The organism is Citrobacter sp. MGH103, from assembly GCF_001034475.2.
Taxonomy (GTDB): Bacteria; Pseudomonadota; Gammaproteobacteria; order Enterobacterales; family Enterobacteriaceae; genus Citrobacter; species Citrobacter freundii.
Window position 1 is genome coordinate 24,323 of the sequence record NZ_CP073043.1, and the last position, 12,243, is coordinate 36,565.

Annotated in this window: 12 protein-coding genes; 9 read left to right on the plus strand and 3 right to left on the minus strand. The window is 53.6% G+C overall.

The genetic code is table 11. The annotated features are described in order from the left end of the window. Position 1: 1 nt before the first annotated feature. Positions 2 to 787, minus strand: a complete 786-nt coding sequence (locus tag SK33_RS00125) for a DeoR family transcriptional regulator (protein ID WP_003023916.1) — start codon at positions 785 to 787, stop codon at positions 2 to 4. A gap of 324 nt (positions 788 to 1,111) precedes the next feature. Here SK33_RS00125 and rbsK point away from each other — a divergent pair, with 324 nt between their 5' ends. The 8 genes from rbsK (at position 1,112) to SK33_RS00165 (ending at position 10,097) form a co-directional block, all read left to right on the plus strand. Then, a complete protein-coding gene (rbsK, locus tag SK33_RS00130) occupies positions 1,112 to 2,032 on the plus strand; it encodes a ribokinase (RefSeq protein ID WP_003844463.1) in 921 nt (306 codons plus the stop codon). 27 nt (positions 2,033 to 2,059) lie between these two features. Continuing rightward, on the plus strand, positions 2,060 to 3,376 hold the full coding sequence (gene fucP / locus SK33_RS00135) for an L-fucose:H+ symporter permease (protein ID WP_003023919.1): 1,317 nt from the start codon (positions 2,060 to 2,062) through the stop codon (positions 3,374 to 3,376). 11 nt (positions 3,377 to 3,387) lie between these two features. Beyond that, positions 3,388 to 4,401: an aldose 1-epimerase family protein gene (locus tag SK33_RS00140; RefSeq protein ID WP_048218863.1), complete on the plus strand. Its 1,014-nt coding sequence runs from the start codon at positions 3,388 to 3,390 to the stop codon at positions 4,399 to 4,401. A gap of 153 nt (positions 4,402 to 4,554) precedes the next feature. After that, complete coding sequence (gene uhpA / locus SK33_RS00145) at positions 4,555 to 5,148, plus strand: transcriptional regulator UhpA (protein WP_003023923.1); 594 nt, start codon at positions 4,555 to 4,557, stop codon at positions 5,146 to 5,148. Then, entirely contained in the window at positions 5,145 to 6,647 is a 1,503-nt protein-coding gene (gene uhpB, locus SK33_RS00150) for a signal transduction histidine-protein kinase/phosphatase UhpB (RefSeq protein ID WP_048218862.1), read from the plus strand. Before uhpA ends, uhpB begins: the two co-directional genes overlap by 4 nt. 9 nt (positions 6,648 to 6,656) lie before the next feature. Continuing rightward, positions 6,657 to 7,985, plus strand: coding sequence for an MFS transporter (locus SK33_RS00155; RefSeq protein ID WP_003023927.1), 1,329 nt, complete (start codon positions 6,657 to 6,659; stop codon positions 7,983 to 7,985). Between the two features lie 142 nt (positions 7,986 to 8,127). Then, positions 8,128 to 9,519, plus strand: a complete 1,392-nt coding sequence (gene uhpT / locus SK33_RS00160) for a hexose-6-phosphate:phosphate antiporter (RefSeq protein WP_003023929.1) — start codon at positions 8,128 to 8,130, stop codon at positions 9,517 to 9,519. Positions 9,520 to 9,644: 125 nt separating this feature from the next. Continuing rightward, a complete protein-coding gene (locus SK33_RS00165) occupies positions 9,645 to 10,097 on the plus strand; it encodes a DUF1198 family protein (RefSeq protein ID WP_003023933.1) in 453 nt (150 codons plus the stop codon). A gap of 66 nt (positions 10,098 to 10,163) precedes the next feature. Here the strand turns inward: SK33_RS00165 and SK33_RS00170 are convergent, their stop codons facing one another. Continuing rightward, positions 10,164 to 10,487: a helix-turn-helix domain-containing protein gene (locus SK33_RS00170; RefSeq protein ID WP_003023937.1), complete on the minus strand. Its 324-nt coding sequence runs from the start codon at positions 10,485 to 10,487 to the stop codon at positions 10,164 to 10,166. Beyond that, on the minus strand, positions 10,471 to 10,830 hold the full coding sequence (locus SK33_RS00175; RefSeq protein WP_048218861.1) for a type II toxin-antitoxin system RelE/ParE family toxin: 360 nt from the start codon (positions 10,828 to 10,830) through the stop codon (positions 10,471 to 10,473). Before SK33_RS00175 ends, SK33_RS00170 begins: the two co-directional genes overlap by 17 nt. A gap of 214 nt (positions 10,831 to 11,044) precedes the next feature. Here SK33_RS00175 and nepI point away from each other — a divergent pair, with 214 nt between their 5' ends. Beyond that, on the plus strand, positions 11,045 to 12,238 hold the full coding sequence (gene nepI, locus SK33_RS00180; protein ID WP_003840662.1) for a purine ribonucleoside efflux pump NepI: 1,194 nt from the start codon (positions 11,045 to 11,047) through the stop codon (positions 12,236 to 12,238). Positions 12,239 to 12,243: the final 5 nt, after the last annotated feature.

Below are 12,243 nucleotides of genomic sequence, written 5' to 3' on the forward strand. Positions count from 1 at the left end.
GTTAGTCGCCGTCTGAATCCGGGGTGATCACTTTGACAGAGCCGTTCCGGCAGTGGGTTGCGTAATCTGCTGGTAACGGACGGTCGCTTATCAGTACGTCAAAGGTGGAGAGTGGACCAATGCTGGCGGGGGCGACCTCATCGAACAGGGCGTGGCGCGTCAGCAGAATTTTGCGTAATCCGCGTTCCATCGCTTTGCGTTTTGTGGCTAGATCGTCCGGATTGAACCAGCTAACGCCGAAATGCTCATGGACGCCGCTAGCGGAGATGAATACTTTTCGTGGGTTGAGCGCATCCAGCGGAGAGGGGGTGCTGGTATCGTAAAAGGCGTCACTTTTCGCCCGATAGGTGCCTCCGCAAAGAATCACCGTGGCGTTGGGTTTTTCATTTAGCGCCACGAATACCCGGTGCGAGTAGCAAATTCCGGTAAAGGAAATATCATCCGGGATCATGCTGACCACCAACGGCATTTCCGCACCATTATCAAAAAAGACCAGATCATTTTCACTTACCAGTCCCGCGGCCAGAATGGCAACCGGTAAATCGTCGCGGTGATACTGTTTTTGCGCAGGCACTGGGGCATTAACGATGGCGGCGGGCTTGTTCACCATCACAATGTAACCACCGAGCAGCGTAAGCGGTAACGGCTCGTCATCCTGACTGAGATCCCGACGAATAGTCATCACGGAAACTTCCAGCATTCGTGCCGCCTCTTTCAGATGGATTCGGTCGGTCTTCTTCAACAATTCCATCAGACGTCGAATACGTTCTTTTTGCTTAGTTTCCATGTGCTTCTCCACGAATCATGTTCCCATGTTCCTTCAGTAACATTTTTGTGTTTCTGAGAACATGGCATTGCCGCATTACTATACGTCTGACTATTCGGAAATAAAAGCGTGTTTTTTCACGTTTTATTGATTATATCCAGTTAACTTTCAGTCAATTGTAAGCAACTTCATTATTTGTAGTGTGATGGGGTCGCAACATTTAGCGTAATAAATAAACAATAAAATGATCTTCCAATCGCGATCCTAGTCACAAATGATACGAAAGTAACATGATAATGTTATTTTAATATCATTGTAGTGTGATTGTTTCTGAGAGGTAGTAAAATGGATATCGCGGTTATTGGCTCCAACATGGTGGATCTCATCACCTACATCAACCAGATGCCCAAAGAAGGGGAAACGCTGGAAGCGCCGGCGTTCAAAATTGGCTGCGGGGGCAAAGGCGCAAATCAGGCCGTTGCGGCTGCTAAGCTCAATTCCAAAGTACTGATGCTGACAAAAGTCGGTGATGATATTTTTGCGGATAACACTATTCGCAATCTCGAATCCTGGGGGATTAATACCACCTATGTCGAAAAGGTACCCTGCACCAGCAGCGGTGTCGCACCGATCTTTGTTAATGCGAACTCCAGCAACAGTATTCTGATTATTAAAGGAGCGAACAAATTTCTCTCCCCGGAAGATATCGATCGTGCGGCGGAAGATCTGAAAAAATGTCAGCTTATTGTCCTGCAACTGGAAGTGCAGCTGGAAACCGTTTATCACGCGATTGAATTTGGCAAAAAACACGGTATTGAAGTGTTACTAAATCCCGCCCCTGCATTACGGGAATTAGATATGTCTTATGCCTGTAAATGTGATTTTTTTGTGCCGAACGAAACCGAGTTGGAAATATTAACCGGTATGCCAGTGGATACTTATGACCATATTCGCGCAGCGGCACGTTCTCTGGTTGATAAAGGTCTGAACAATATTATCGTCACCATGGGTGAGAAAGGTGCGTTGTGGATGACGCGTGACCAGGAAGTCCATGTTCCGGCGTTTAAAGTGAACGCTGTCGATACCAGTGGCGCAGGCGACGCTTTCATCGGTTGTTTTGCCCATTATTACGTTCAAAGCGGTGATGTCGAAGCCGCCATGAAAAAAGCCGTTCTCTTCGCTGCATTTAGCGTTACCGGGAAAGGCACTCAATCATCTTATCCAAGCATCGAACAATTTAATGAGTTTCTTACCTTAAACGAATAATACTCCTGCATTGTAAAAGGTAGCACTATGAACGATAAAAACATCATTCAGATGCCCGACGGCTATCTGAATAAGACGCCTCTGTTCCAGTTTATTTTGTTATCCTGTTTATTCCCATTATGGGGATGCGCAGCCGCATTAAATGATATTCTGATTACGCAATTCAAAAGCGTATTTTCACTCAGCAACTTTGCTTCGGCATTAGTGCAGAGTGCCTTTTATGGCGGTTATTTTTTAATTGCGATTCCAGCATCATTGGTGATTAAAAAGACCAGCTATAAAATCGCCATCTTAATGGGACTGACGCTTTATATTGTTGGCTGTACGCTCTTTTTCCCGGCATCGCACATGGCCACTTACACCATGTTCCTCGCGGCAATTTTTGCGATTGCGATTGGCCTGAGCTTCCTGGAAACGGCAGCTAATACCTACAGCTCCATGATTGGCCCAAAAGCGTATGCCACTTTACGCCTGAACATCAGCCAGACCTTTTACCCCATTGGCGCAGCTGCCGGTATTCTGCTGGGCAAATATCTGGTCTTCTCTGAAGGCGAGAGTCTGGAAAAACAGATGGCTGGGATGAACGCGGAACAGATCCACAACTTTAAAGTGTTGATGCTGGAAAATACCCTTGAGCCTTACAAGTACATGATTATGGTACTGGTTGTGGTGATGGTGTTGTTCCTGCTGACCCGCTTCCCGACCTGCAAAGTCGCGCAAACGGCGAGTCATAAGCGTCCGTCAGCGATGGACACGCTGCGTTATCTGGCCAGCAATGCCCGTTTCCGTCGTGGAATTGTGGCGCAGTTCCTGTACGTGGGGATGCAGGTCGCGGTATGGTCATTCACCATCCGTCTGGCGCTGGAATTAGGTGATATTAACGAGCGTGACGCCTCAACCTTCATGGTCTATAGCTTTGCCTGCTTCTTTATCGGCAAGTTTATCGCCAACATATTGATGACGCGCTTCAATCCGGAAAAAGTGCTGATCCTATACTCCATTATTGGCGCGCTGTTCCTCGTCTATGTTGCGCTGGCGCCAAGCTTCAGTGCCGTGTACGTCGCCGTGCTGGTGAGCGTCCTGTTTGGACCCTGCTGGGCGACAATCTACGCCGGTACGCTGGATACTGTGGATAACGAGCATACTGAAATGGCGGGAGCTGTCATTGTCATGGCGATTGTCGGTGCTGCGGTAGTTCCGGCAATTCAGGGCTATGTGGCTGATATGTTCCACTCGCTGCAACTTTCGTTCCTGGTCTCCATGCTGTGCTTCGTGTACGTCGGTATCTACTTCTGGCGTGAAAGCAAAGTACGCAACAATCTGGCTGAAGCGACGGTTTCCTGAGGAGAACGATCATGACAACACGTATCACGCTGTGGCGGGAACTCTTTGCAGAGCATCCGCGAATCTTACTGAAAAATAGCGATTTCATGGTTACCGCGTTTCGTTATGCCAGCGGTATGGAAGGGCTGAAGATAGAAAACAGTCGTGGACATCTGGTTATTCTGCCCTGGATGGGGCAGATGATCTGGGATGCGCAGTTTGACGGGCATGATCTGACCATGCGCAACATGTTCAGTCAGCCAAAACCGGCTGCAGAAGTGGTCGCGACCTACGGCTGCTTTGCTTTCCACTCGGGGCTATTGGCTAATGGCTGCCCGTCGCCGGAAGATTCTCACCCGCTGCATGGTGAAATGGCCTGTGCTGCGATGGATGAGGCCTGGCTGGAGCTGGAAGGCGAGAATTTGCGCGTGAGCGGACGCTACGAGTATGTGATGGGGTTCGGTCATCATTATCAGGCGTATCCTGCGGTGGTCATGCGCAAGGCGAGCGCGCTGTTTGATATTCAGATGTCGGTCACTAACCTCGCTTCAGTGGCAATGCCTTTGCAGTACATGTGCCATATGAACTATGCCTACGTCCCGGAAGCGACCTTCAGCCAGAATATCCCGGATGAAGCCATAACGCTGCGTGAATCGGTACCCGCACATGTTAAGCCTACCGAGCAGTGGCTGGCGTTTAATCAGCGGATTATTCAGGGTGAGACTTCGCTGATGCGCCTTAATGAACCCGATTTTTACGATCCGGAAATCGTTTTCTTCGCTGACCAACTGGATAGATACACAGATAAGCCTGAATTTAGCATGATCGCACCTGATGGCACCACGTTCGTGACGCGTTTCTCCAGCGCGGAGCTGAATTATGTCACCCGTTGGATCCTCTATAACGGCGATCAGCAGGTGGCAGCCTTCGCCCTACCCGCGACTTGTCGCCCTGAAGGCTTCCTGGCAGCGGAGCGAAACGGGACGTTGATTCAGATAGAACCGAAACACACCCGCACATTTACCGTCACAACGGGCATAGCATGATCGCTCAAGGCTTGAACAGCAACGCGCTTATCGTTAAGGTAAGCGCTTTTGCTGGATGGCGGTATTAATGCCTTATCCGGCCTACAACGGCACCCGCCCGTAGGCCTGATAAGCGCAGCGCCATCAGGCATGTCTTAGCGCCAGGATGAATCCATGATTACCGTTGCCCTTATTGACGACCACCTTATCGTCCGCTCCGGCTTTGCCCAACTGCTGGGGCTGGAACCTGATTTGCAGGTGGTGGCTGAGTTTGGCTCAGGCAGTGAGGCGCTGGCGGGATTACCGGGGCGCGGCGTGCAGGTCTGTATCTGTGATATCTCGATGCCAGATATCTCCGGTCTTGAACTGTTAAGCCAGTTGCCAAAAGGAATGGCGATTATCATGCTCTCCGTCCACGACAGCCCGGCGCTGGTGGAGCAGGCGCTCAACGCGGGCGCGCGTGGTTTCCTTTCTAAACGCTGTAGCCCGGATGAGCTGATCGCAGCGGTGCATACCGTTGCGACCGGCGGCTGTTACCTGACGCCGGACATCGCCGTCAAACTGGCGGCTGGTCGCCAGGATCCGCTCACCAAACGCGAACGTCAGGTGGCGGAAAAACTGGCACAAGGTATGGCGGTCAAAGAGATTGCTGCTGAACTGGGTCTGTCGCCGAAAACGGTGCACGTGCATCGCGCCAACCTGATGGAAAAGCTGGGCGTCAGCAACGACGTCGAACTGGCCCGCCGGATGTTTGACGGCTGGCAATGAACACGCTCTGTTCCCGGTTAATCACCGTTGTTGCCTGCTTCTTTATCTTCTCTGCCGCGTGGTTTTGCCTGTGGAGCATCAGCCTGCATCTGGTTGAGCGCCCGGAGCTGGCAGTACTGCTGTTTCCGTTTGGCCTGCGTCTGGGGCTGATGCTGCAATGTCCACGTGACTACTGGCCGGTGCTGTTGGGCGCGGAATGGCTGCTTCTTTTCTGGTTGGAACAGGAAGTGGTGTTGGCCCATTTGCCACTTTTGATGATCGGCAGCTTCCTCACGTTACTCCCGGTGATGCTGATATCGCGATACCGCCATCAGCGTGACTGGCGTACGCTGCTGTTGCAGGGCGCGGCGCTTACGGCGGCGGCATTGCTGCAATCGCTGCCCTGGCTTGGGCAGGGTGAAGAGGCATGGAACGCGTTGCTGCTGACGCTCACCGGCGGATTAACGCTGGCGCCGATCTGCCTGGTGTTCTGGCACTATCTGACCAGCACCACCTGGCTGCCGCTGGGCCCTGCGGTGGTGTCGCAGCCGGTGAACTGGCGCGGGCGGCATCTGGTCTGGTACCTGCTGCTGTTTAGCGTCAGCCTGTGGCTACAGCTCGGTTTACCCGCCGAGCTTTCGCGCTTCACACCGTTTTGCCTCGCGTTGCCGATCATTGCGCTGGCCTGGCACTACGGCTGGCAGGGGGCGCTGATTGCGACGCTGATGAACGCCATCGCGCTGATTGCCAGCCAGACCTGGCACGATCATCCCGTCGACCTGTTGCTCTCGCTGCTGGTGCAAAGCCTGACCGGGCTGCTGCTCGGCGCGGGCATTCAGCGTCTGCGTGAGCTTAACCAGTCGCTGCAAAACGAATTAGCACGCAACCATCGTCTGGCTGAACGCCTGCTGGAGACCGAAGAGAGCGTGCGCCGGGACGTGGCGCGCGAACTGCATGATGATATCGGCCAGACCATCACCGCCATTCGTACCCAGGCGGGTATTGTCCAGCGCCTGGCGCCGGAAAACGCAGGGGTGAAGCGTAGCGGAGCACACATCGAACAACTTTCTCTCGGCGTGTACGATTCGGTGCGTCGCCTGTTAGGCCGCCTGCGACCACGCCAGTTGGACGATCTCACGCTGGAACAGGCCATCCGCTCATTGATGCGCGAAATGGAACTGGAAAGCCGCGGCATCGTCAGCCATCTCGACTGGCGAATTGACGAATCTGCACTCAGCGAAAGCCAGCGGGTGACACTGTTTCGCGTCTGTCAGGAAGGACTGAACAACATCGTTAAGCACGCCAACGCCAGCGCGGTGACGCTTCAGGGCTGGCAACAGGATGAACGGCTGATGCTGGTGATTGAGGACGACGGCAGCGGCCTGCCGCCGGGGTCGAATCAGCATGGATTTGGCCTCACCGGGATGCGTGAACGGATTAGCGCCCTCGGAGGATCGCTGTCGATTTCCTGTACGCACGGCACGCGGGTCAGCGTGTCACTGCCTCAACGTTATGTGTAAGGAGCGGCCATGTTTGCGTTTTTAAAAGCCCCGGCCAATGCGCCGCTCATCACCGACAAGCAGGAAGTGGATGCCCGCTATCGCTATTGGCGGCGGCATATCCTGACCACTATCTGGCTCGGCTACGCGCTGTTCTATTTCACACGCAAAAGCTTCAATGCCGCCGTACCGGATATCCTCACCAGCGGCGTGCTGACCCGCAGCGATATTGGGCTACTGGCGACGCTGTTTTACATCACCTACGGCCTGTCGAAGTTTGTTTCCGGTATCGTCAGCGACCGCTCCAACGCCCGCTATTTTATGGGCATCGGGCTGATCGCCACCGGCGTGGTGAACATTCTGTTTGGATTCTCTACCTCACTGTGGGCCTTTGCGGTGCTGTGGGCGCTGAACGCCTTTTTCCAGGGCTGGGGGTCGCCGGTCTGCGCGCGTTTATTGACCGCGTGGTATTCGCGTACCGAGCGCGGCGGCTGGTGGGCGCTGTGGAATACCGCGCACAACGTCGGCGGGGCGCTGATCCCTATCGTGATGGCGGCGACAGCGCTGCACTACGGCTGGCGCGCCGGGATGATGATCGCTGGGCTGCTGGCGATTGTGGTGGGGGTTTTCCTCTGCTGGCGGCTGCGCGATAGACCGCAGGCGATTGGTCTGCCGCCGATTGGCGACTGGCGGCATGATGAGCTAGAAATTGCTCAGCAGCAGGAAGGTGCAGGGCTGAGCCGCAAAGAGATCCTCACCCGCTATGTGCTGCTGAATCCTTATATCTGGCTGCTGTCATTGTGTTATGTGCTGGTGTACGTGGTCCGTGCAGCGATTAATGACTGGGGCAATCTGTACATGTCTGAGACGCTCGGCGTGGATCTGGTGACTGCAAATACCGCCGTGACCATGTTCGAACTGGGGGGATTTGTCGGTGCGCTGGTGGCGGGGTGGGGCTCGGACAAGCTGTTTAACGGCAACCGCGGTCCAATGAACCTGATTTTTGCCGCCGGAATTTTGCTCTCCGTTGGCTCGCTGTGGCTGATGCCGTTCGCCAGTTACGTGATGCAGGCAGCGTGCTTTTTCACCACCGGATTCTTCGTCTTCGGCCCGCAGATGCTGATCGGCATGGCGGCAGCGGAGTGTTCGCACAAAGAGGCAGCAGGTGCAGCAACCGGTTTTGTTGGGCTGTTTGCCTATCTGGGGGCATCGCTCTCCGGCTGGCCCCTGGCGAAGGTGATGGAGGTCTGGCACTGGACCGGGTTTTTTGTGGTGATCGCCATTGCGGCGGGGATTTCCGCGCTGCTGCTGCTGCCGTTTTTAAACGCCCAGGCTCCGCGCGATCTCAACGAAGCGTGATGCACCTCACCTTTTTGCCCTGAGTGGGGCAAAACTAAGAAATTTTCCCGGTTTCACCTGGACGCTGTCTCAGGCACGTCTCCCGGCTGATTTTTACAATGCCTGCTATTCGCAGGTATAAAAATTAGCTCGGGAGTGTCAAATGCTGGCCTTTCTCAACCAGGTGCGCAAGCCGACCCTGGATCTGCCGCTCGATGTGCGGCGCAAAATGTGGTTCAAACCGTTCATGCAGTCCTATCTGGTGGTCTTTATCGGCTACCTGACCATGTACCTGATCCGCAAAAACTTCAACATCGCGCAGAACGACATGATCTCCACCTACGGGCTGAGCATGACGCAATTGGGGATGATTGGCCTGGGCTTCTCCATCACCTACGGCGTGGGAAAAACGCTGGTTTCCTACTACGCGGACGGCAAAAACACCAAGCAGTTCCTGCCGTTTATGCTGATCCTCTCTGCCATCTGTATGCTCGGCTTCAGCGCCAGCATGGGCGCGGGTTCAACCAGCCTGTTTCTGATGATCGCCTTCTATGCGCTGAGTGGTTTCTTCCAGAGTACCGGCGGCTCGTGTAGCTATTCTACCATCACCAAATGGACGCCGCGTCGCAAGCGGGGTTCTTACCTCGGTATGTGGAACATCTCCCACAACCTCGGCGGTGCGGGTGCGGCAGGCGTGGCGCTGTTTGGCGCTAACTATCTGTTCGACGGTCACGTCATCGGGATGTTTATCTTCCCGTCGATTATCGCGCTGATTGTTGGTTTTATCGGCCTGCGCTACGGCAGTGACTCCCCGGAATCTTATGGTCTTGGTAAAGCTGAAGAGTTGTTCGGTGAGGAGATCAGCGAAGAAGACAAAGAGACCGAAGAAAACGAGATGACGAAATGGCAGATCTTTGTTGAGTACGTGCTGAAAAACAAAGTGATCTGGCTGTTATGTTTCTCGAACATCTTCCTGTACGTGGTGCGTATCGGTATTGACCAGTGGTCCACTGTCTACGCTTTCCAGGAGCTAAAGCTCTCCAAAGAAGTGGCGATTCAGGGCTTTACCCTGTTTGAAGTGGGCGCGCTGGTCGGCACGCTGCTGTGGGGTTGGCTCTCTGACCTGGCGAATGGTCGCCGTGCGCTGGTGGCCTGCGTGGCGCTGGCGTTGATTATCGCCACCCTGGGCGTTTATCAGCACGCCAGCAACCAGTACGTTTATCTGGCTTCGCTGTTTGCGCTGGGCTTCCTGGTGTTTGGTCCGCAGCTGTTAATCGGCGTTGCGGCAGTCGGATTTGTACCGAAAAAAGCGATCGGCGCAGCCGATGGGATTAAAGGCACCTTTGCTTATCTGATTGGTGACAGCTTCGCCAAGCTTGGTCTGGGGATGATTGCCGACGGCACGCCGATTTTCGGCCTCACCGGCTGGGCAGGAACCTTCGCCGCGCTGGACACCGCCGCCATCGGTTGTATCTGTCTGATGGCCATCGTGGCCGTGTTTGAAGAACGTAAAATTCGCCGCGAGAAAAAGATTCAACAACTGAAAGTCGCTTAAGTTAAGTGTGCATTGGTAACTTTTGCCCGCCTTAATGGCGGGCTTTTTTATGCCGTGGCGTTCATCCATCGACAGCGATAAATTTGCCGCTATGATGGGCATCCTGTTTGGTAATGGATGTGCGCATGATTTGGATAATGTTGGCCACCCTGGTGGTTGTTTTTGTGGTGGGATTTCGGGTGCTAACGTCCGGGTCGCGGCGGGCAATTCGCCGTCTGAGCGAGCGACTGAACATTGATGTCGTGCCAGTAGAATCGATGATCGATCAGATGGGAAAAGTACAGGGTGAGGCTTTTTTACAGTACCTCCACCGGCCTGACGAATCGCATCTGCAAAATGCGGCCCAGGTGCTGTTGATCTGGCAAATCGTGATTGTCGACGGCAGTGAGCCGAATCTGCTGCAGTGGCACCGTTGGCTGCAAAAAGCTCGGCTGGCCGCGCCGATTACCGACGCGCAGGTGCGTCTGGCGCTCGGTTTTTTGCGCGAAATGGAGCCGGATATGCAGGAGCTTAATGCGTTTCAAATGCGCTATAACGCCTTTTTCCAGCCCGAAGATGGTGTGCATTGGTTGCATTGATAGTCATGCCTGATGGCGTTACGGTTCTCAGGTCGACAAAACGTGTCGCTATCTGGCAGTGGCTAATTACATCAGAACGTCCAGGCCATGTTTTTGCACGATGCTGAGTAGTTTTAATGACATCCCACCAGGTCGTTTAGCTCCGCTCTCCCATTTTTGCACTGTCGATACGCTGGTGTTCAGATAACGGGCAAAAACGGGTTGGCTTACATTTAGCTTTTCACGCAATGCTTTAATCTCAGTCGGTTGAAGATCTTCCACGTGACTAAGACTGGCTTTGTCAAAATCGCGCATCGTTTCCTGTGGAATTGCACCAACGCTAAATAATCCAGAAGCTGCGCTATGGATGGCTTCAAAGGCAGGGCTTTTGAATTTATTCTTTGCTGTCATGACAGACCTCTACCAGTTCTTTACTCTGAATCAGTGCTGCTATTTTCATATCACCGAGGCTTGCATAATGCTTCGCCAGTTCACGAAAGCCGCTTAACTCGCTACTGTTAATATTTGCTATGTTCTGCTTGGCGTACAAGAACGTATAAAACCAATGCTCTCCGCCTTTCGCAAGGATGATGGCGCGATCGCGATTTTGATTAAGCCGCTTTTTATAAACTCCTCCGCCGAGATTGTCTGCTCTTCCCTGAAGAGTGGCGGCTATTGCTTCACATAATTCATTGTCATTAATCGCATGAGATTTCGCTTCCCTGGTAACCCATTTGGTTTTGAACACTCGCATCGGGTTGACATCCTGTAACCATAAATATAGCACCTGGTGATATACTATGCATTTAGTTAGCTGTAAAAAGGGGAAAAATCAGCCACGTTCGGAATGTGCGAGCCTCTACGCAAGTGACAATGCAAAACGGTAGAGTTGCTGAAACGTTAAATACGTCACAAATTTAATGTTACACTGCGTAACTTTTCTACAATAACCCCACGCAGGTAACAAAATGAGTGAAGCTGTTGAACAAAAATCCCGCGCTGAGGCAAATTCCCGACCTAACTGGTCGGCGGTATTTGCCGTGGCGTTCTGTGTTGCCTGCCTGATAACCGTTGAGTTTCTGCCCGTTAGCCTGTTAACGCCGATGGCGCAGGATCTGGGGATTTCTGAAGGTGTGGCGGGGCAATCGGTGACCGTGACGGCATTTGTCGCCATGTTCGCCAGCCTGTTTGTGACGCAAATTATTCAGGCGACCGATCGTCGCTATGTGGTGATCCTGTTTTCGGTGCTGCTGACGCTTTCCTGTCTGCTGGTTTCCTTTGCCAATTCTTTTTCGCTGCTGCTCGTTGGCCGCGCCTGTCTCGGTCTGGCGCTTGGTGGCTTCTGGGCGATGTCGGCGTCGCTGACCATGCGTCTGGTTCCAGCTCGTACGGTGCCGAAAGCGCTGTCGGTTATTTTTGGCGCAGTCTCCATCGCGCTGGTGATTGCCGCGCCGCTGGGGAGCTTTTTAGGCGGCATTATTGGCTGGCGTAATGTGTTTAATGCGGCGGCGGTGATGGGCGTGCTGTGCACAATTTGGGTGGTGAGAGCGTTGCCTTCGCTGCCTGGCGAGCCTTCGCATCAGAAACAAAACATGTTCAGCCTGTTGCAGCGACCGGGGGTGATGGCCGGGATGATTGCCATCTTCATGTCCTTTGCCGGGCAGTTCGCCTTCTTTACCTATATTCGCCCGATCTATATGAATCTGGCGGGCTTTGACGTTGATGGCCTGACGCTGGTGCTGCTGAGCTTCGGTATTGCCAGCTTTGTTGGTACGTCGCTTTCGTCGATGATTTTGAAGCGTTCGGTCAAACTGGCGTTAGCCGGTGCGCCACTGGTGCTGGCGCTCAGTGCACTGGTCCTGATTCTGTGGGGCAGTGACAAAGTGGTGGCGGCGGGTATTGCGATTATCTGGGGACTGTTGTTTGCGCTGGTACCGGTCGGCTGGTCGACGTGGATCACGCGCTCGCTTGCCGATCAGGCAGAAAAAGCCGGATCGGTGCAGGTCGCCGTGATCCAGCTTGCCAATACCTGTGGGGCTGCGGTGGGAGGCTATGCGCTCGATACTCTCGGACTGCTGTCACCCCTGATGCTTTCCGGCAGTCTGATGCTGCTGACGGCGCTTCTGGTGGCAGCAAAAGTTCGCATAAAGGGTATGCAATAAACTAA

Bases quoted from the DNA above. Each gene is read 5' to 3' on its own strand.
- SK33_RS00155 (WP_003023927.1), top strand. From the start codon at position 6,657: ATGTTTGCGTTTTTAAAAGCCCCGGCCAATGCGCCGCTCATCACCGAC.
- nepI (WP_003840662.1), top strand. From the start codon at position 11,045: ATGAGTGAAGCTGTTGAACAAAAATCCCGCGCTGAGGCAAATTCCCGA.
- SK33_RS00140 (WP_048218863.1), top strand. From the start codon at position 3,388: ATGACAACACGTATCACGCTGTGGCGGGAACTCTTTGCAGAGCATCCG.
- SK33_RS00125 (WP_003023916.1), bottom strand. From the start codon at position 787: ATGGAAACTAAGCAAAAAGAACGTATTCGACGTCTGATGGAATTGTTG.
- uhpB (WP_048218862.1), top strand. From the start codon at position 5,145: ATGAACACGCTCTGTTCCCGGTTAATCACCGTTGTTGCCTGCTTCTTT.
- fucP (WP_003023919.1), top strand. From the start codon at position 2,060: ATGAACGATAAAAACATCATTCAGATGCCCGACGGCTATCTGAATAAG.
- uhpT (WP_003023929.1), top strand. From the start codon at position 8,128: ATGCTGGCCTTTCTCAACCAGGTGCGCAAGCCGACCCTGGATCTGCCG.
- rbsK (WP_003844463.1), top strand. From the start codon at position 1,112: ATGGATATCGCGGTTATTGGCTCCAACATGGTGGATCTCATCACCTAC.
- SK33_RS00170 (WP_003023937.1), bottom strand. From the start codon at position 10,487: ATGACAGCAAAGAATAAATTCAAAAGCCCTGCCTTTGAAGCCATCCAT.
- SK33_RS00175 (WP_048218861.1), bottom strand. From the start codon at position 10,830: ATGCGAGTGTTCAAAACCAAATGGGTTACCAGGGAAGCGAAATCTCAT.
- uhpA (WP_003023923.1), top strand. From the start codon at position 4,555: ATGATTACCGTTGCCCTTATTGACGACCACCTTATCGTCCGCTCCGGC.
- SK33_RS00165 (WP_003023933.1), top strand. From the start codon at position 9,645: ATGATTTGGATAATGTTGGCCACCCTGGTGGTTGTTTTTGTGGTGGGA.